An 18,878-nucleotide genomic window follows, 5' to 3' on the forward strand; every position below is an offset into this window, starting at 1 on the left:
TTATGAAAGCAGGTGTTATTTTGCGAGAAATTAGAATTCTTATAGCGGATGATGAAAAAGAAATTAGAGATTTATTAAAAAAATATATGGAGCGAGAATTATATAAGGTTGATGTTGCTATAGATGGCGAGCACGCTCTTTCGTTATTTAATAAAAACAAATATGATCTGTTTATATTAGATCTTATGATGCCAAAAATTGATGGGATTGAGGTCTGCAGAAAATTAAGAGAAAAAACGAATGTTCCTATTCTAATGCTCACTGCTAAAAATCATGAAACTGATAAGATATTAGGTTTAAGTATGGGCGCAGATGATTATATTACAAAACCTTTTAGTATAAATGAGGTAGTAGCTAGAGTTAAAGCTCTTATGAGGAGATTTTTAGTTTTAGGAAGTGAAGCAGGGGATAGAGAACAAACACGTATAGAGTTTAAAGAAATCTCAATTGATATGAAAAAATATACTGTTTTCAAAGAGGGGAAAGAGATTCCTTTAACTGCAAAAGAGATGGAACTACTAAGGTTTTTTGCTTTAAATCCGGAGCAAGTGTTTACAAAATCTCAGTTGTTCCGTAATGTTTGGGGGGACAACTATTTAGAAGATGATAATACTGTCATGGTCCATATTCGAAAACTTAGAAAAAAAATAGAAGTGGATCCCTCTAATCCTCAATTAATACAAACAGTTTGGGGAATCGGATATAAGTTTGTAGGTGACCAAAATGTATAGCGATAAAATTATCTTACTTAATATTCTTCAATTATTATGTATTATAGGACTTTTTTTTACAGATTTAAATAATCAGCTATTAGGAATAAATAAACTTGTTTTGTACATAGTACTATTTTTCTTTACGACTTTTCTCTTACTTATAAGGTTCCACTTCGTTAATCGTTTGAAAATAATGATTGAGGAGTTACAACGTGTAATTAAAGGGAATTTAACAACAAGGTTAATTGTAAATGAAGATAATGTATTTAATAAAATGATATTTTCTGTGAATGAATTAATTGAACAGTTAGAGAGAGTTCAAATCGAATCCATTAAAGCTCAAAATGCGAGAAAAAGGCTCTTATCAAGTATTTCTCATGATATCAGAACTCCTCTTACATCTATTATAGGATATATTGATGCTTTAAAAGATGATATAGCTGTTTCTCGAGAAGAGAAAAAAGAGTATCTTGAAATTATTTCAAAAAAATCCAGCAACTTAAAGCAATTAATCAATGAAATATTTAATATGGCAAAGCTAGATGCAGATGAAGTTTTAATAAATCCTGAATCTCTAGAATTAACTGAAATTACCAGAGAAGTATTAATTGAGTATTTGCCTGAAATCAAGAAGAATAATTTGGAGTTAAAGCTTAGTTTGCCAAAAACAAAATGTTTTATCACGGCTGATTATCTAAGTATTATAAGAATTATAGATAACCTAATAAAAAATGCTATTTTATATGGGAAAGAAGGAAAAGTACTTGGGATAGAACTCATGGAATCAAATCAAGAATTCCAATTGCTTGTTTGGGATAAAGGACAGGGAATCGCGGAACATGATTTAGATCATGTATTTGAACGAATGTATCGTGGTGACCAATCAAGAAATTCTATTAATGGAGGTAGCGGATTAGGGCTTGCTATTGCTAAATCCTTAGTAGAAAAAAACCAGGGCAGGATATGGGTTGAAAGTAGTCCATGGAATAAAACAGTTTTTGGTATCTCATTTCCAAAAACAGAAAAGGTTTAATAAATATAGATAATATATGGTTTAAATTAAAATTTGCCCCAAATAATGTAGTAAAGTAGTTATACAATATAGGTTTATGTATTAGTGACCTCTTAAAACTAAAGGTTACAGGTTTGAAAGGGAGTTATATCTTAATGCTTGAAATGAAGAGCAGTAAGCAGTAATGTATCTAGATTACTGCGGCATTAAGAAGAGATTTAAATAGGTACATTGAAGATATGGAAGACCATGAGTATCTAATTAAGAGTAGGCAGGGAAAGAATAGAAAGAAGTACAGCATATAAGTTACTTAGTAACACTGCGACAGAGTTTGAACTAGATGAAATAGGAACACATACATTATGTAAGAGATTTGTAAATCATATGTATATGCAGACAAAGAATATAGCCTTGCTTATAAAGAAATTTATGTGAATAGAGTTGTTTAATTTACAATAAAGTCCTTTGAAAAATAATATAGTTGTTTAATTCTTATTGAACTAACGGTGCAGGATAGTTGAATAAGGATGATGATATACTTAAGGGGGAATTTACTTTATTTTATAATTTATGAGGTGGAAAATGGACTCTTTAGAATTAAACAAATCTAAATATATTGTCTCTAATATCAAAGAAATTTTGCATAAAAAGCTTATTCTTGATATACCGTTAACTAAAGATGAGGTGAAAAAATTAAACCTAGTTAATCCCCCTATATACGAAAATGAGAAGTATCTCATTCAAAAACGGTGGTTTTATAGTATTAATATCGGAGAATGGGAAGATGTGGATATTATTATTCAAGGGAATAATGAAAATCCCGATGTGGAGATTATCGAAATGGCAGAAAAAACATTCGATGAACTCCATCTACATATAAGCTGTGCATTAAAATATTTACAAAAATTCTTCCCTAATCAAGAAATGAAGAACTACTATCTATCCACAATATGTTTTGGAAAGATGGTTAATTTTGACGATTATATATTTTCTGGATTTAGTTTAGCTTTTATTTATGATGGTCACTTTGAGTTTCAGTATAAAGTAAAATTTAAAGACGATGGATGGCCTATTGGTTTTGAAGGTGGCCCACTTTAATAATAATAGATAATTTTTTGTTATTGAACTAACGGTGCAGTTTAGTTTAATAACAAAAAAATCCAGAACTAATGTATAATCCATTATGAATATTTAAAAAGTGGAGGGTTGCATACACAACACCTCCTATTCTTTTTCTGCCGCATTTATGGGCTTCTTGTGTAGCTTTGAAAATATAGCGTGAAATCATGAAATGTGTTCTTATAAAGGGAAAAACTCCCCATAGCTCATCCCGATTACTCTGATGCAAAAGCGTAGAATTTCTATATTAGCTGAACTTTCAACCTAATGTCTCCTGTATTGAACTACCCCCACTTTCACTTCGTTTAGAAGTGGAGGATTCCTAAGTAAAGAGTTCTATCGAACTCTAATTGATTAGGCTAACCCCGCAGTCCTTGCGGTTAGAAGCCTTATCGCTTCATTCTTTAAATTAATACTTGCGTTAATATCCCTATCATGGTATGTACGACAAGAAGGACACTTCCATTTACGTAGGTTTAGGTTTTTAACGTCTTTATTTTGATACCCACAACATGAACATAATTGGCTGGAAGCAAACGTTTTCGATACGACAATGACTTGTTTGCCATACCATTTTGCTTTATATTCCAACATGGCTCGAAACTGTGACCAAGATACCTCACTAATTGCTTTTGCTAACTTATGATTCTTTAACATATTCGATACTTGCAAATCCTCTATACCAATAACATCGTGGTTTTTGATGATTTCAGTCGAGATTTTGTCCAAGTAATCTTTTCTAGCATTTGCCATGTATTCATGAATTCTAGCTACTTTTACTCGTTGTTTATTCCAGCGATAAGATCCTTTCATTCTTCTAGAAAGAACACGCTGTGCTTTTGCCAACTTCTCTTCTAACAATCGAAAAAACTTCGGATTTTTATAGGTTGTTCCATCTGACAAAATGGCGAAATCTTTTAGTCCCACATCCATTCCAATGTAAAAATTTGTTTTCGGAAGTTCTTGCACTTCTGTCTCCACTAACAATGACACGAAGTATCTACCAGAAGGGTTCCGTCTAACCGTAGCATTTAAAATACGTCCCTTTACTTCACGACTTTTGGCAAATCGAACAAGACCTAGTTTTGGCAATTTCATTTTATTTCCTACAACGGCAATGTTTTCATTTGTTTGTTTTGTGGTGTAAGATTGTACGTTGTTCTTCTTAGATTTGAAACGCGGGGCACTGTTTTGTTTTTTGAAAAAGCGTGTATACGCATCCGCAAGGTTGCGAACAGATGACTGAATCGCAATACTATCGACTTCTTTTAGCCAAACAAACTCTTTCTTCAAGGCAGGAAGTTTGACAGAGCATGTACCATATGTCAAACCTTTTCCTGTTTCTTTATATGCATGATCCCATAGAGATAGGAAGTGATTGAATACAAAACGAGAACAACCAATCGTTTTATTGATTAGTGTCGCTTGTGCTTTATTTGGATAGATACGAAATTTATATGCTTTATTGATCAACATTCATTTCACCCCCATTTCGGTATAATTCTATTATATAACAAACGTACATTCGGTTGGTAGTAAAGTAACAGTTTATGTATGTCGAACAATTAAGATGGCTTTCTGCCATCCCTTGTCCGAAGCCAATTCATCTCCCACCTACTCACCTCGCGTTCCTTGAGGAAGGAGTCTTTTTGGCTAAAATGATAAATTACACCCTTTCTATTTAATAGTTAATCTGGCGATTTGTGGACAGTGAAAATCCCAGCATAAAATTGGATGAAGTAAAGAAGTTAGGCGGGAGAACAACTACTAGTAAAATTCTGACGGATTCAGCTGAATATATGAACTTAAAGACACAAGAGTACAACTTAATGTAATAAAAAAGAGCCATATATGATGCTATGGCTCTTTTTAAGTATTAAAATATTTCTCCGTGTTCTCTCATTACGTAATGGATAGAGTTATCCTGTACTTTTGGTGCAAATGTTTCTCCGTGTTCAGCATTTTGTATTGTGTTGTTTGAAGTACAACCAAAAACGGCTACTAATCCTAGAGTGATACCTAAAACTTGAATTACTTTCTTCATTTTCTTCTGTGAATATTCAAAAATAAGTTTCTCAAGTTAAAATATTGTGAATATATTTATAAATGCAAGTATACCGTGATAATATTTGATAAAAGGGGGTAGGAGCAGATGAGTGTTAACCTCATTTCTAACGAAAAAATCACCAAATTATTAAATGACTGGTATCAAGCTATGATTGCACAACGTGTATTACAGTCTGAAAAGATAAAAGAAGATATTGAAAGTAAAATTAATTATATCAAGGAAGATCAAACAATATTAATGTATTACGCTTTACTAAATGCGCGGTACAGCCTTCTAATTCGTGATACGAAGGGTTCAAAAGATATTTTAGACAAAGTCGAACCTTTACCAGACAAAAATGAAACATTTTTAGAGTGCTATTATCATTTATTTAAAGCTATTTACGCCATCAATACGGCCAACAATAGTGAAGCAAGGAGTCATTTTGAAGAAGCTGAAAAGCTTCTAGATTACATGCATGATGAAATTGAAAAAGCAGAATTTAATTATTGGCTTGCTGTTTACTACTACCATATAATGAAACCAATTCTAGCAATTCAATATGCTATGAAGGCAAATGAAATATTTATAAATAACGCAGGATATGAACTGAAAATAGCAGCATGTTTAAATACTTTAGGAATGGCAAACATACGACTAAATGAATTTGAAAGTGCAGAAGAATATTTACTTTCAGCATTAGACACTTTCAAAAAATCAGGTGATGAAATTCTAATTAAACGCGTTAAGCATAATTTAGGACTTTTATATGCAAGTCAAAATATGCCAGAGTTAGCAGTTAAACATTTAGAGAATTCATTAGAGAATAACTTTAAAACTATGTTTCTTTTAGCGAGAGAACATTTCAAGCTAGGAAAGCATACTATTGCTAATGAATATATTGAACAAGGTTATAAGCTTAGTGATGTAGGTTATCGTCATCATTTCGAAATCTTAAGGGCATTACATAATAAAGCACCACTCGAAGAATTCGAGAAATTAGTTATAGAAGGTATTTCTTATTTTGAAGCAGAAGAATTATATGAGTGGGTAAAAGAATATGCTTCTCTTTTAGGTGACCAATTCTACAATTCAAAAAATCATGAAAAGGCAAGCAAATATTTACACATTGCTTTAGACGCAGACAAAATAAGCAAAGAAAGAAGGGCGCTAAAATGAAAAAAGCTATCTTATTAATGATGATGTTGTCCACCGTTTTTACTTTTGGTCTTACTAATGTAAAAGACGTACCACAACAAGAATCAATTGAAGTATTTATGGATCATGGGGAGCATATTTAATTTTCTAAAAAGAGGCTAATAAAGTTTTATTTAATCTAATTATTAAACAGAGATCTGAGCGTATTACTGATGCTTGGATCTTTTTTAATAATAGGGATTTGTGAACATAACTATTGGTTGAGTACGGAAATAATGATTGTGGGGGAAAAAGATGAAATGGGGAATAGAAGCAATAAAGAGTTATGAATTAAATTGTAATGACTTAGATCGATATACATTTTTAGGGGAAGAATACCAAAGTACAAACTGGAGTTATTTATCTCTCTCGCATCTTCAAAATTTCTTAGAAACATCAGGTTTGGATAGAGATATGATATTAGAACTGCTGCCAATTAATTTTAAAGGAATTGTATGGAAGTCTCTCGAGAGCGAGGACTTGGAATTTCTAAATACTTTAACAAACCCTATTAGATGTTTGGAGATTTTAGATAGATATAACTTAATGGATTCTGCAGCAACTCATACACCAAGCATGGAATATAAACTGAGATGGTTAAAAGAGCGCTGGATGAAAGGATATTATATTTTCGCCAACTGTTGAGATAAAGCTTGAATAATAGAAAGGAGGATATATTTGAGAGGACCGACTCATGTAGCAGCAGGGGCAGCATTCGCTTTAATTACACATAATTATGCGGGAATAGGGGATGATTCCTATTTATGAAAGCTGGTTTCAAGGTACAGATATTAAAGTAAAAGATTATTTATTTGCGTCTGGCAATATCATCTGCTAGTTTAATCAATTCCTCCATAGTAATCTTTCCACGTAACTTATCCTTTATGACTTTCTCCATTTCCTTTGTAACAGTCAATCCCTCAATTGCTAAGGTCGCCTTTGCTGCTTCAAAAGCTTTTTGTAGCTCTTCCTCATTTTTAAACATAATTTGGATCACCTCTTTCAATTTGAATTTATTTTTAATTCTTATTTCTGCCTACTAAACCTAAAAATATATAAAAATAAGTTGAATGGGGGTTGCTCCATTACAACTTTATGAAAATAAAACGGGATTCAATATCTAATCATTAAAAGGATCAAGTTATATATAAAGAATCTAAAACAGAGATATCTAGTACGGAATTATATTATGAGAACAGAGCATATCAAGTTGAAAAGGATGTATCTATGAATTTGCTTTTCCAGTACGTAAAAAACAGGGTACTACATGTTTTTTGTCTGGTCGTAAATGTAAGAAGAATAAATCGTTTGTTAATAAGCGGGAATTTCCGGTGATTCATTACTTTTAAATGATAAAACAAGCACCCATTCGAGTGCTTGTTTTATCACGATTTAGAAGGTTACTCATAACCATGATTTCTATGACTAGGATTTATTCCATCCCTATTTGAGTTTTACTTACTGCTAATTTTTGTCCATCTTTTTCAATGAAACTAACGGTGAAATTAGCTCCTGTGCCACCTTTTGCATTTTTACTCCAACTAGCAGTATACGTTTTTACATTTTTACTTGTAGAATCAGATTTGATGTCAGGTTCACCATATTTAGCAACTAGATCCTCGTATTTATCTCCGCCTTCACCAGTTACAGGATCACCAGTTTTAATAGTATCCACATCGGCAACCGTTATCTTCTTTTTATCGTCCTTTTTCGTTTCTTGTTTTTGGTCTTGTTTTGCTTCTTTCTTAGCCTCTTGTTTTGGTTCATCTTTCTTTTCTGTAGAAGCTTTGTTTGACGAATCATCACAAGCAACTAGACTCATCGCCAAAGCACTTCCTAATGCAATGGTACTCAACTTTTTGAACATGTTTAATTCCTCCATTTTGAAAATTGTAAAATTCCACAGATGATTATACCAAATTAAGATAAATGGTGATGTCGTATTCTGTCGAGATAAGAAAAAAACAATAACGCAAGTTCTACCGTACACTCTAATTGGTAACGAATCGTTATTTGAAGTGTATTGGAAATGCTACTATATATCGTTTTTTTCTGAATTTTACAATAGAGGGGAAGGAGGTTTTCACATGGGAGGTGTAATCGGTGATGTATTAGGAGGACTCTTTATGTCCATCCCTTCAAAAAGGGAAAAAGTCATTCGTAAAAATTTTAAGCTTTTGGAAAAAGAAGTGTGGTTTAAAGAAATAGAGCATAGATATGGTAGGTTAATGGTTTTTAACCATTCTATTAGAGATTTTGTAGCAAATGAGAACCTAGAGGATATCTTAAAGGATGTTGAGAAAACTCATATATTTCTTCATGAATTAGAAAAACTACTGCAGCAAGAAAAGATTTAATTGCCGTAGCAGTGAAGGAAGGTTTGATTCGTAAAGGATACTTCGAGCGTAGAAGTCTAAGGATATAGGTCTAGATGAAACAAGAAATCAATTATATGAAAAATTGCTTTATTGAGTGATATATTCAGCTCTTGGAGAATTATTTCTTGTTTAGTGGATAGAATAATTCAATTTGCATGAACAGCGTCAAATAGAGCAAATCAAAAAAGGAAAATTGTTTTGTGAAGCTTGGTACTGATCCATACAAAGAAAAGACACCAAAGGCGCCTTTCTCTGTATGGAAGCATCTTAAGTTTAATGTTATGGATAAGATTTCTAACCAAAATGATTGTTGCAATTTAATATATTTTTAATACATGGCTGTGTGCATTCTTATGACAAATAGATTATGCACTATCATGCAAGTTAGTATTTTATTAGTAATCATTTTCATCTGAGTTACTATTATAACTAGAATTATAAGAAGGACTATCATACCTAGAGGAATCTTCATTTTTGTAACTAGAAGTGCTGTTATAATTGGAGTTACTATATGAACTTTCAGAACTTGAACTATTAGAAGAGCTATAATAGCTAGGGGAACTGTAGTCGTCATAATAGTCGTTAAAATCATCTTCATCATCCAAATCAGAATTTACAACTTTATTTGTATTTGCTTTCTTTCCAACTGATTGAACTCTATAAGACGCATTCCTTTTTTTATTTTGTTTTCTTTTTCCATTTCCTTTAGATTGCAACGAAGGTGTATACGTTATAGGTATTACTCTAGATAATCCTCTTACAAATAATCGAACAATACATACTAAAATCCACATGCAAATAATAAATACAAAGACATAAAGAGCAATGTTGTAAATCATATTGTTTATTGTATCTATCATCGCACCCTTTGAAATATTAAACATAAAATCAATCACCGCCATTTTTCTATAAGTTTTATATTAAAAACGTAATATTAATCTAAATAGAATTATAAAATATTTTTTCCACTTTTTATATAAAAAATATGAATTTGTTACCGCGGATTAGAATTAAGAAAAAGACACCCTGAGGTGCCTTTCAATGACCTTAGTATCATTTTTAGTGTGAAAAGGAAAATTGTATACAGTTTGATACTCTCGCTGGATTATTTCATTTGTATATAAATTATTTTAAACTTTTTCTCATTTTCATGCATTTGAAATTTAATAGTGAGGGATAACGCTACATGCCCATCAACTTAAGAAAAATAAATGTCCCAAAAATTATAAAAAGAACAAATTAATTTACTCCTTTTTTACTTGAATTCCACATGAAATTTAGTATCAATGATTCCAAAAGCAACTTTACATGGGAACGGATTTTTTCCTTTTGAAGCATCACGCATACATGAAAGCACCCAATAATCCAATTCTAAGGGTAAACGGAATACTTGGATACTACTATCATCGTTTTTTACTGTTACGATTGGTGTATTTACCCTAGTTGTAGTGAAACCGTCCGTTGTTATCATTGCTACTGCATCATTATTATGAAAACCAGCGCTTAAAACCTCGTAAGTTATTCCATCATTCTCATTAATAATCATAGGTATATTTAAATAGGGATAGTTATTTATATTGTTATGAATAACTGTTCTTGCTGTATTCTTTCTTATCTGATTCCCTTGCATTTTATACACTCCTTTATAACAATCCAAACGTTTAAATCTATTCTATTTTACATCCAGTATATCCGAAAATTGTAGTGTCAACTTATTATAGAAAGCATCCGTACATATGATAGCGCTATTTAACGGATCTATATCAATGATGGTCATATAGTTAGTAAGTAAATAGCCGCCTTCATAATATGTAATTAGTATTTCTTCTTCGGATAATAAGGAACATAAAAGCATGTTCTCAATCAGTTCTTTTTCTTCAGAGGTTAAAATGGGACGTGCTATTTTATTTTTCTCTTTGATTATTTCACGTATTCCGGCGAATTGTTCTGGCATTGCTGCGAACGGAGACCATTTGATCATTCCTCTTCCTTTTGGCATATTGGCGTTACTCATGATTTATGTCCTCCTATTAGTGTGTTTCTGTGTCTAGCTGTAGCGCTATGCGTGTAGGAAATCCCTCGTAAAATACTGTTTTTCCCAAACTTTGTGCGTATTTCATCCATTACTTTTGTCAACTTCACTTCTTGTTCTCGTTTTGTGACATCATCAAAAAGAGAAATTTGTTCTTCCCCTTCTTGAATTAGGTTTGTTAAGGATATGTTTATGCTACGAATGGGTTCACCAGTATATTGCTGATGTAAAAAGTATGTACAGATATGATAAATATCCATTGTTAAATTTGTAGGACGGCTTAAACTATGTGTTTTTCTAATGCCACCTGCATTATCCTTGCTATAACCAACAGAGAAATGAACGGTTCGAGCAAGTTTGTTTTGTTGTCTTAATCGATAGCAAACTTCTTCGGTATGTTCCAGTAGGATAATTGGAAATTCTTCTATTGTATAATCACGCATTAAAATTTGGCTTTTTCCTATAGAAGTTGTAACCGGAACATATTTCTCTGAAATTCGACTAAAATCAATCCCATTACTATGTAAGTGTAATTCTTCTCCAATCACACCGAAGCTTTGTTTTAAATATTTAAGAGGATAATTAGCTAAATCTCCAATAGAATGTATTCCTTTTTGATTTAATTTTGTTTCTGTTTTATGCGAAATACCCCAAAACTTACTAAGCGGCCGTATGCTCCATAATTTTGTAGGTATATCTTCGTATGTCCAATAAGCGACTCCGTCTTTATTTTTCTTTGCTTCAATATCTAAAGCTACCTTACTCATCAATAGGTTAGGTGCAATCCCGATTGTGCATTCAATTCGTGTGTGTTCATATATTTCACGTTTAAACTGTAATGCAAATTCATTTGGATTTCGGGCAAATAGATGGATGCTATCGGTAATATCCATAAAAAATTCATCGATGCTGTATTGATGAAAGTCTTCAATAGGAACATATTGTAGAGCTAACTTCGTTATGTAATTGGAGCACTTAATATAGGTTCCCATAATTGGATTCACAATAAGGATATCTTTTTGCCTAGGAATCTCGTATAGCCTTGTCAACTTCTTTACTCCCATTGCTTTTAAAGGTGGAGTTGCGGCTAAAACAATGGACCCATTCCTATTCACATCACCGACTACAGCTAATTTTGTATGAAGTGGGTCTAATCCCATTTTGATGCAACTAACAGAAGCATAAAAGCTACGAAGATCAACACATAAAATGATTCTATTCGGTAAAATTGAATAGTCATACACTATAACTCCTCCTAATAATAAAGAGAACATTCGTTCTTGTTATTATTATACACGAACCTATGTTCTTTGATGAAGTGGTTTTTGAAAAAATATTTAATTATATGTAGTAGAAATATGTTGAACGACAGAGAGAAGTAACAGCCTAATGTTTTTGAGGTTTCTAGGATATAAATGTTTTTATCTATATTAGAAAGTACAGGAAGAAAAGAAGTATCAAGATCAAGCAAGTCAATTTTGGAAGGACCTCGCTTTGGAACTAAAAGATCCCCCCGCGGTGGTTGGTTATAATATTATAAATGAACCACATCCAGAAACAGCTAAAAATAATAGATATAATGATTTTTGGACGGAAGATTACGAGAAATGGTATGCAAAAGTGGAGGGAACGACAGCGGATTTAAACAGATTTTATCAAAAGGTAATCAATTCCATTCGTGAAGTAGACCAAGAAACACCGGTTATTTTAGATTCAGGTTTATATGCTACTCCATGGGCCTTTAAATACTTAAAGCCAGTAAAGGATAAAAAAACGCTTTACGCATTTCATATGTATGAACCATATGAATTAACGAGTCAAGGTGAAAAGAAAAATAAAGAATATCAATATCCAGGATTAGTAAAAGTAGGAGACTTAGAGAAACCTGTAATGTGGAATAAGTAGGGATTAGAGAAGTTTTTGAAGCCAATTCAATAATGGTCTAAGAAAAATCATGAACCATCTAATCGAATTATTGCAGAGGAGTTTGGAATTAACCGTACTGTTCCAGGTGCTACCCAATACATGCAAGATATTATTTCTATCTTTAACCAAAAAGGATGGCATAAATCATTCTATGCATTCCGTGAAGACACATGGACAGGGATGAATTATGAATTGGGAACAGAAAAAATAAAATGGGATGAAGAGGGTAAACCGATGCGTCAAGATAATTCACTCTGGGATGTAATAAAAAAAGATTTACAAACGCGTAAATAGTTTAGAATATTAGGCTTAAGGACTAAATGTAAGCATCTAATTCAAATAGAATTAGATGCTTTTTATTTTGAAAAAAGGTGGAATTGAATTAAAGATTCCATCTTTTCTTTTGCATAAAGAGTACCAATCAGGTTTATTTACAACGAAAAATAAGATTTTTAGAGAATAGCTTAGAAAAAAATTATAGAGGTTCAAACAAATGTGGTCACAATTGTTTAAACTTTTAAAGTAAAAAAGTTTTATGAATTTTTCGTGAGATCTCAACCTTTAAATGTTGTAATTTATTTACTTATTTCCCTAATTAGATATATTTCTCTAATTGGATGGAAGTTTAGAATACAGAATCAAAACATAATAGGCTGTTATCGATGAGTTTATCTTAAATTTGTTATTTAATGTGTCATCAAATAACATTTATATACAATAATACATAAAGAAAAGGAGATATTTATGAAAAAATATAGAGTAATAGACACAAATTAAATAGTATGAATAGCTTAGATTGTAAAAACATGGAGAAGAAAACAAAAAAACTTAAGAGTACTAAGGAAAAATGAGGGAGATAATATGGGGAATAATTCAAAACATAAAACTAGAAAAATACTTGCGGCCACTGCTACAGTAACTATGCTTGCGACTGGAATGATTTCTTCATCAGATGTCTTTGCGGAGCAAAAGGAGCAGCAAAAAAATTTATCGACATCACTGCAAAATGAAAAGTCAGTTAAATCAGAAAATAGAACATTTACAGTCCCAGGAAAAGGGGATGTTGAGGTACTGAAACAACAGGAAAGAAAAAGTATGGCATTTAGTCCATATGAACCAACTGGTTTATATGCAAAGCCAAATGAACAAATAACGATTAATGTAGAAGGTAATCAAGATATTCAGGTATATATTGGAACGTATTCGTATGATGCTTCTTGGAGAGAAGATTCTAAGATAAAATCATTTACATTAAAACCTGGTGTAAACACAATCCAATCTCCAAATGGGGGGCTGATTTATTTTTATAATAAACAGCAAGGTGGTACCATTCGAACAACAATTACAACAGGCGGAACGACTACGCCTTTCTTTGAACTAGGAAAGCATACGAAACAAGATTTAATTAACATGCTGGACCAATATCCAAATGCACATGCAGTGGAGTTAAAAGGCGAACGTGTATTAATTACGGCCAGCCCTGCACGTGTTAAGAAATATTTGTTGGGTTCTAATACAGATCCTGTACAACTCTTAAAAAAGATGGATGAAGCTACTCGAATTCAAGACAAAGTAGCTGGATTATCTGAAGAACAAGTAGATAAACATTATGTTCATTACGTAGAAGAAAATCATTCTCCTGATTATTATATGTATGCAACTTCTTATCGAACAGCATATGTAGGAGATGCAATCCAATACGTGTTAGATATTAATAAATTTATAACAGATGGCTGGGGCCCTTGGCATGAGGCAGGACATTTGAGACAACAATCGCCCTGGAAGTTTTATAATATGACAGAAGTACAAAATAATATATACAGCCTTTCTGTAGAAAAAGCATTTAATCAACCATCCAACTTAGAGAAAAGTGGAATTTATCCAAAGGCATTTCAATATCTAGAACAAGCGAATAAAAATTATGACGAAATTAGTGATGTTTTTGTAAAACTTGTTATGCTTTGGCAACTACAGTTAGCGTATGGAGAGGATTTCTATCCTAAATTGCATCAATTGTATAGGGACATGCCTTCAAGTGAACTTCCACAAACTGATGAAAATAAAAAACAATTATTTATGATTTCAGCATCAAAAGTAGCCAAACAAAATTTGATTCCCTTCTTTGAGAAGTGGGGATTACGTCCAAATAACGATACCATTCAAAAATTATCTGCATTAGGATATCCAATTTTAACAGCAGAGATTTGGAAGGGTACGGATTCTAATCCAATTAAACCAGATATGCCTAATGTAAATAATATTTTAGAAGGAAACCAGTTTGCATGGTCACTAAAAGGAATTAGTGATTTCGAGTTTGCTAAAATTAATTTCAATAAATCGACAGAAGAAATGCAAGTAGACTTAAAAGCAGGCGTACCGCATCATTATTTTAATGAAACATATGCGAGTATTAAAGTACAAAATGCATCAGGGAAAGTAGTATACAATAAAGACATTTATGGAAATAAACAACAAAATGCTGAATCGCAAAAAGTTTCAGTCAAAGTAGGAGATTATATTGAGTTAACACATCTAGAAGGTGTGCATAGAGCTACTCTCACAAATGTAGATAATAGTAAACAAGAGAGCTTTGGAAAAAAAGCCATGTACGAAGTTACAAAGGAAGGTCTGAAGAAAGTAAATCAAATTGTTAATCCGAAACCGGACACAGAAGCTCCAACACAGCCACAAGGATTATATGCAAGCAACCTTACTTCTAACAGTGTAGAGCTAAAATGGAATCCTTCTACAGATAATGTAGGTGTAAAAGAATATCAGGTACTACGCGATGGACAATTGATTCAAACGGTACAAGGAACGACGTTTACTGATCAAAACTTAACAGTTAATAAGGAATATAAATATGCAGTGAAGGCTGTAGATGCAGCTGGAAATACATCAATCCAAAGTGAAATTCTTCTTGTAAAAACCAAAGATCAAAATGTATCTTATGAAAAATGGGATCCAAAGAAGGCATATACAAAGGGCGATAAAGTAGAACATCAAGGGACAGTGTATGAAGCTGTTCAAAATCATCAAGGAAATGGTGACCCGAATTGGATATTTGCACTATCGTTATGGAAAGCAATTACAATCAATTAATATGTAAGAATCAGATGTAAAGATAGAACAACATCCAGTATTTTAAAGAATTACTGGATGTTGTTTGAATTTTGATAGATTTCTCTACTACGTTAGTATTCAATAATAAAAATTAGAAAAGGATGTAGATTAGTGATTAGTCAGAAAACAAAGCAAAGATTTAATAAAGTTATTATAATTACCGCAGCATGTAGCATGTTTTCTATGTTTGGAACGTCTATTTTGCACACTAAAGCTGCAACACATTCAGCTGCTCCAGCAGTTTATGTGAGTCCCCAAAATATACCTGCCTCAGATATTATTAGTATAGACTGGTCACCAGTTCAGACACCACCTTATACGTACTGGGCTGTACACAACTGGAATGCAGGTGGTGAAGCTGGAGGATATGCTGGTTTTCAACAACAAAGTGGGTTTGATGAAAATGGAAAACGTACTTTACATTTTGCCTTATGGGATCCAATTTCCTCTAAAGAAGCAATAAAGGCCGAATACTTATCTCCGAATTCGCAAGCTGGACCCTTTGGAGGAGAAGGAACAGGAATGAAGGTTCAAACAACTTATGGTTGGAAAGACTACAATTGGTACACGATGACAATGCGTTCATGGCAAGAAAATGGTCATACTAAATTTGGACAATGGATGAAAGATGTAACAAAGAATAAATGGCATCAAATTGCAATTATGGACTTTCCGGTTGCTAATGTTGCATTTAATCATGGTTTAGGAATGTTTCAAGAAGACTGGGCTGATAGTGGACAGAATGTTCGAGAAGCGCGCTTGAAAAATGGTTATAGCCGAAAATTAGTTGATAAACAATGGAGTTCTTGGAATAATCAAAGTATTTCTGGAACGCATGATAATACTTATCAATATGATGGAGGATCTACTTCAGAATATGTATGGGTCAAAGCAGGAGGTAATACGCAGTCTACTATTGGGGCAGGAAAAATATTCACGCTAAATCAACCTACTCAACCTGAAATAGGAAAACTAGATTTTGATATCCAATCTATATATTATGAAAATGAAAAATTAAATGTATCTTGGAAACTAAAAGAAAATAGTACACCGCAATTTAAGGGGAAAATTGAAATTTATAACAATGAAAATATGACGGGCCAACCTATTAACGTAATTAATGATATTAAATCTTATCAAAATGGAATCAGTCAATCTATATCATTACCAACAAATGCTTATGCAAAAATTGTATTAACGGATATATTTGATCAAACTGTTGAGAAAAAGGTACAAATCAAAAATGAATCTCCAAACATTTTTGAAGGTAATGAATTTGCATGGTCGCTGAAAGGGATTGGAGATTTTGAATTTGCGAAAGTAAATTTAAATAAATCAACAGAAGAAATGCAAATTGATCTAAAAGCAGGTGTACCACATGACTACTTTGATAGTACATATGCAAGTATTAAAGTGCAAAACACATCAGGTAAAGTGGTCTATAACAAAGAGATTTATGGAAACAAACAGCAAAATGCTGAATCGCAGAAAGTTCCAGTCAAAGTAGGCGATTATATAGAGTTAACACATCTAGAAGGTGTACATAGAGCTACTCTTACAAATGTAGATAATAGTAAACAAGAGAGCTTTGGAAAAAAAGCCCTATACGAAGTTACAAAGGAAGGCCTGAAGAAAGTAGAAAAAATGCCAGAAACAACGGTTTTAGATGGAAATCATTTTGGGTGGTCTTTAAAAGGATATAGCGATAGAGAAATCGCAAAAGTTAATTATAATAGGACAACAGAGAAAATGCAGGTGAATTTAGAAGCAGGCGTACCACATTCTTACTTTAATAATACGTATGCAAGTATTACAGTAAAGAATTCAACCGGTAGTGTTGGGTATAATAAGGAAATAGTGGGAAACAGACAACAAACTGCTGAATTCCAAATGGTGCCCGTAAAAACGGGAGATTACATTGAGTTTACCCATATAGAAGGGGAAGCAGTAAAGGAAAAGACACGTGCAACACTTATTAACCCTGAGAATAATAAACAAGAATATATAGGCAAAAAAAGAACCTATCAAGTTACTTCAACGGGATTAAACAAAATAGATTAACATGAAGAACCTTCTAATTATTCGTTAGATGCAAATAGTCGTTCATTATGAACGGCTATTTGGCTTTTATTTAAAGAAAAGTGAAATGAAAATACTCTCTCTTTTGTCTATACTCTCGTTGCTATCAACTGCTACATTTTTTTATTACGAGAAAATAATTTAAAAAATGTGCTTGAGAATTGATACATGTTTAAGTGCTATAGATTTGAGAAAAAAGAAACAGAATAGTAAGGTATTTATTGATAAACTCTCTCTAGCATTACAATATTTTACATATTTGGTATGATGTATATGAGTTCTATGTATATTGAGGGAGGAATGGGAATGAAGAGGTTCATAACACGTGCAAGTGGTAATACAATCTCAAAAAAGTTAGTTTTAATGATGTTGCCGATGGTTTTAATGATATTGATGATTACATCATCGAATGATGTATCGGCAGCAAATCTATCAAAAGCAGGTTCACTAAAAGGCGTGAATTTATTTAATGGAAGTTGGACAGTTGCTATACAGGCAGCAAATTTACAATATGTTTCTGCTGAGCCTTTGGGAAATGTAACAGCAAATCGTAATGTAGTTAATGAATGGGAGAAATTTGAATTAATTCCGACTGGAGAATTATATACGTACGCTTTAAAAGCCAAAAGTAATGGGAAGTATGTTTCGTTTGAGCCAAATGGTAGAGTAGTAGCAGATCGTACATCAATTGGGACATGGGAAAAGTTTATCTTATATAATGGTGGAGACAATAGGATATATGTATTACAAGCACTCAGTAATGGTAGGTATATATCAGCAAATGGTGGTAGAGAATTAACGGCTACTAGTTATGTAGCTGGAAGCTGGGAAAGATTTGTTATTGTATACTTCTAAACTTTGAAGTGTAAAGGGCTGCAGGTAATTAGCAGTCCTTTTTACATGCTAAATAAGGACTTACTGAGGTTATAATGAAAAGAATACGTGACATTGTATGCGTTTTTTTCTCTTTGTGTAGTTTATCAACAAAAAAGAGCGCTTTTAAAGGCGTCCAATGATCAAGATTTATGTAAAAAAGGTGCACAAGATATGGTATGTATGCTTCTTAATCTTGGTGCAGATTTAATACAAAATCCTTATTTGAAAACAAGAAGCCTTAGAGTTAGGGCTCTAGGGCTTCTTGTTTTGGTATTCTCACATGGTTTTTCAAAAAGAATAGAACATATTGAAGATAACATGTGAATGTTTCATAAATGTATCAAAAAAGTGAACAAAATTGCTATTGCAGAAGAAG

Annotated in this window: 16 protein-coding genes and 3 pseudogenes; 12 read left to right on the plus strand and 7 right to left on the minus strand. The window is 32.5% G+C overall.

Annotation, left to right across the window (positions count from 1 at the left end; genetic code table 11):
- The first annotated feature begins 20 nt into the window (after positions 1 to 20).
- The 4 genes and pseudogenes from ACTFRY_RS19495 to ACTFRY_RS19510 all read left to right on the plus strand — a co-directional run bounded on the left by ACTFRY_RS19495 (position 21) and on the right by ACTFRY_RS19510 (position 2,823).
- Entirely contained in the window at positions 21 to 731 is a 711-nt protein-coding gene (locus tag ACTFRY_RS19495; protein WP_001206988.1) for a response regulator transcription factor, read from the plus strand.
- Positions 724 to 1,746, plus strand: coding sequence for a sensor histidine kinase (locus tag ACTFRY_RS19500; RefSeq protein WP_000286657.1), 1,023 nt, complete (start codon positions 724 to 726; stop codon positions 1,744 to 1,746). Before ACTFRY_RS19495 ends, ACTFRY_RS19500 begins: the two co-directional genes overlap by 8 nt.
- A gap of 65 nt (positions 1,747 to 1,811) precedes the next feature.
- A pseudogene (locus ACTFRY_RS19505) lies at positions 1,812 to 2,154 on the plus strand (tyrosine-type recombinase/integrase); the annotation flags it as partial.
- A gap of 153 nt (positions 2,155 to 2,307) precedes the next feature.
- Positions 2,308 to 2,823, plus strand: a complete 516-nt coding sequence (locus ACTFRY_RS19510) for a hypothetical protein (protein ID WP_074594553.1) — start codon at positions 2,308 to 2,310, stop codon at positions 2,821 to 2,823.
- 375 nt (positions 2,824 to 3,198) lie between these two features.
- Here the strand turns inward: ACTFRY_RS19510 and tnpB are convergent, their stop codons facing one another.
- Positions 3,199 to 4,320, minus strand: coding sequence for an IS200/IS605 family element RNA-guided endonuclease TnpB (gene tnpB / locus ACTFRY_RS19515; protein WP_098617336.1), 1,122 nt, complete (start codon positions 4,318 to 4,320; stop codon positions 3,199 to 3,201).
- Positions 4,321 to 4,996: 676 nt separating this feature from the next.
- On the opposite strand from tnpB, the gene ACTFRY_RS19520 reads away from it, so the two are divergent.
- The 3 genes from ACTFRY_RS19520 (at position 4,997) to ACTFRY_RS19530 (ending at position 6,733) form a co-directional block, all read left to right on the plus strand.
- Positions 4,997 to 6,070, plus strand: coding sequence for a hypothetical protein (locus tag ACTFRY_RS19520; RefSeq protein ID WP_440032406.1), 1,074 nt, complete (start codon positions 4,997 to 4,999; stop codon positions 6,068 to 6,070).
- Positions 6,067 to 6,192: a hypothetical protein gene (locus ACTFRY_RS19525; RefSeq protein ID WP_017658030.1), complete on the plus strand. Its 126-nt coding sequence runs from the start codon at positions 6,067 to 6,069 to the stop codon at positions 6,190 to 6,192. The genes ACTFRY_RS19520 and ACTFRY_RS19525 overlap by 4 nt, the downstream gene beginning before the upstream one ends.
- A gap of 151 nt (positions 6,193 to 6,343) precedes the next feature.
- A complete protein-coding gene (locus tag ACTFRY_RS19530; protein ID WP_074593102.1) occupies positions 6,344 to 6,733 on the plus strand; it encodes a hypothetical protein in 390 nt (129 codons plus the stop codon).
- Between the two features lie 163 nt (positions 6,734 to 6,896).
- Here ACTFRY_RS19530 and ACTFRY_RS19535 read toward each other — a convergent pair whose 3' ends face one another.
- Both ACTFRY_RS19535 and ACTFRY_RS19540 read right to left on the minus strand, forming a co-directional pair.
- Complete coding sequence (locus ACTFRY_RS19535; RefSeq protein ID WP_163051259.1) at positions 6,897 to 7,073, minus strand: antitoxin VbhA family protein; 177 nt, start codon at positions 7,071 to 7,073, stop codon at positions 6,897 to 6,899.
- Positions 7,074 to 7,520: 447 nt separating this feature from the next.
- Positions 7,521 to 7,955, minus strand: coding sequence for a hypothetical protein (locus tag ACTFRY_RS19540; protein WP_000473787.1), 435 nt, complete (start codon positions 7,953 to 7,955; stop codon positions 7,521 to 7,523).
- Between the two features lie 220 nt (positions 7,956 to 8,175).
- On the opposite strand from ACTFRY_RS19540, the gene ACTFRY_RS19545 reads away from it, so the two are divergent.
- The gene (locus ACTFRY_RS19545) at positions 8,176 to 8,445 is read left to right on the plus strand and encodes a hypothetical protein (protein WP_074593103.1); all 270 of its coding nucleotides are present in this window, start codon (positions 8,176 to 8,178) and stop codon (positions 8,443 to 8,445) included.
- 416 nt (positions 8,446 to 8,861) lie between these two features.
- On the opposite strand, the gene ACTFRY_RS19550 is transcribed toward ACTFRY_RS19545, so the two are convergent.
- From ACTFRY_RS19550 to ACTFRY_RS19565, 4 genes are all read right to left on the minus strand, one after another.
- A complete protein-coding gene (locus tag ACTFRY_RS19550; protein ID WP_074593104.1) occupies positions 8,862 to 9,350 on the minus strand; it encodes a hypothetical protein in 489 nt (162 codons plus the stop codon).
- Between the two features lie 371 nt (positions 9,351 to 9,721).
- Positions 9,722 to 10,096 carry a hypothetical protein gene (locus ACTFRY_RS19555; RefSeq protein WP_074593105.1) on the minus strand — a complete coding sequence of 125 codons (375 nt, stop codon included), beginning with the start codon at positions 10,094 to 10,096 and terminating at the stop codon, positions 9,722 to 9,724.
- Between the two features lie 42 nt (positions 10,097 to 10,138).
- The gene (locus ACTFRY_RS19560) at positions 10,139 to 10,480 is read right to left on the minus strand and encodes a YolD-like family protein (RefSeq protein WP_074593106.1); all 342 of its coding nucleotides are present in this window, start codon (positions 10,478 to 10,480) and stop codon (positions 10,139 to 10,141) included.
- The gene (locus ACTFRY_RS19565; RefSeq protein WP_098592923.1) at positions 10,477 to 11,742 is read right to left on the minus strand and encodes a Y-family DNA polymerase; all 1,266 of its coding nucleotides are present in this window, start codon (positions 11,740 to 11,742) and stop codon (positions 10,477 to 10,479) included. Before ACTFRY_RS19565 ends, ACTFRY_RS19560 begins: the two co-directional genes overlap by 4 nt.
- Before the next feature lie 190 nt (positions 11,743 to 11,932).
- Here ACTFRY_RS19565 and ACTFRY_RS19570 point away from each other — a divergent pair.
- From ACTFRY_RS19570 to ACTFRY_RS19585, 4 genes and pseudogenes are all read left to right on the plus strand, one after another.
- Positions 11,933 to 12,718: pseudogene (locus ACTFRY_RS19570) on the plus strand (glycoside hydrolase family 5 protein); the annotation flags it as partial.
- A gap of 567 nt (positions 12,719 to 13,285) precedes the next feature.
- Positions 13,286 to 15,526 (plus strand): M60 family metallopeptidase, encoded by a 2,241-nt coding sequence (locus ACTFRY_RS19575; protein ID WP_440032407.1) that lies wholly within the window; start codon positions 13,286 to 13,288, stop codon positions 15,524 to 15,526.
- 132 nt (positions 15,527 to 15,658) lie between these two features.
- Positions 15,659 to 17,605: pseudogene (locus tag ACTFRY_RS19580) on the plus strand (DUF3472 domain-containing protein); the annotation flags it as partial.
- A 327-nt stretch (positions 17,606 to 17,932) separates the two neighbouring features.
- Entirely contained in the window at positions 17,933 to 18,481 is a 549-nt protein-coding gene (locus tag ACTFRY_RS19585; protein WP_074593110.1) for a fascin domain-containing protein, read from the plus strand.
- Positions 18,482 to 18,878: the final 397 nt, after the last annotated feature.

Origin of the sequence: Bacillus cereus group sp. MYBK195-1 (assembly GCF_051916605.1) — a bacterium.
GTDB classification, from domain to species: domain Bacteria; phylum Bacillota; class Bacilli; order Bacillales; family Bacillaceae_G; genus Bacillus_A; species Bacillus_A cereus.

Bases quoted from the DNA above. Each gene is read 5' to 3' on its own strand.
- ACTFRY_RS19500 (WP_000286657.1), top strand. From the start codon at position 724: ATGTATAGCGATAAAATTATCTTACTTAATATTCTTCAATTATTATGT.
- ACTFRY_RS19510 (WP_074594553.1), top strand. From the start codon at position 2,308: ATGGACTCTTTAGAATTAAACAAATCTAAATATATTGTCTCTAATATC.
- tnpB (WP_098617336.1), bottom strand. From the start codon at position 4,320: ATGTTGATCAATAAAGCATATAAATTTCGTATCTATCCAAATAAAGCA.
- ACTFRY_RS19520 (WP_440032406.1), top strand. From the start codon at position 4,997: ATGAGTGTTAACCTCATTTCTAACGAAAAAATCACCAAATTATTAAAT.
- ACTFRY_RS19525 (WP_017658030.1), top strand. From the start codon at position 6,067: ATGAAAAAAGCTATCTTATTAATGATGATGTTGTCCACCGTTTTTACT.
- ACTFRY_RS19530 (WP_074593102.1), top strand. From the start codon at position 6,344: ATGAAATGGGGAATAGAAGCAATAAAGAGTTATGAATTAAATTGTAAT.
- ACTFRY_RS19535 (WP_163051259.1), bottom strand. From the start codon at position 7,073: ATGTTTAAAAATGAGGAAGAGCTACAAAAAGCTTTTGAAGCAGCAAAG.
- ACTFRY_RS19540 (WP_000473787.1), bottom strand. From the start codon at position 7,955: ATGTTCAAAAAGTTGAGTACCATTGCATTAGGAAGTGCTTTGGCGATG.
- ACTFRY_RS19545 (WP_074593103.1), top strand. From the start codon at position 8,176: ATGGGAGGTGTAATCGGTGATGTATTAGGAGGACTCTTTATGTCCATC.
- ACTFRY_RS19550 (WP_074593104.1), bottom strand. From the start codon at position 9,350: ATGTTTAATATTTCAAAGGGTGCGATGATAGATACAATAAACAATATG.
- ACTFRY_RS19555 (WP_074593105.1), bottom strand. From the start codon at position 10,096: ATGCAAGGGAATCAGATAAGAAAGAATACAGCAAGAACAGTTATTCAT.
- ACTFRY_RS19560 (WP_074593106.1), bottom strand. From the start codon at position 10,480: ATGAGTAACGCCAATATGCCAAAAGGAAGAGGAATGATCAAATGGTCT.
- ACTFRY_RS19575 (WP_440032407.1), top strand. From the start codon at position 13,286: ATGGGGAATAATTCAAAACATAAAACTAGAAAAATACTTGCGGCCACT.
- ACTFRY_RS19585 (WP_074593110.1), top strand. From the start codon at position 17,933: ATGAAGAGGTTCATAACACGTGCAAGTGGTAATACAATCTCAAAAAAG.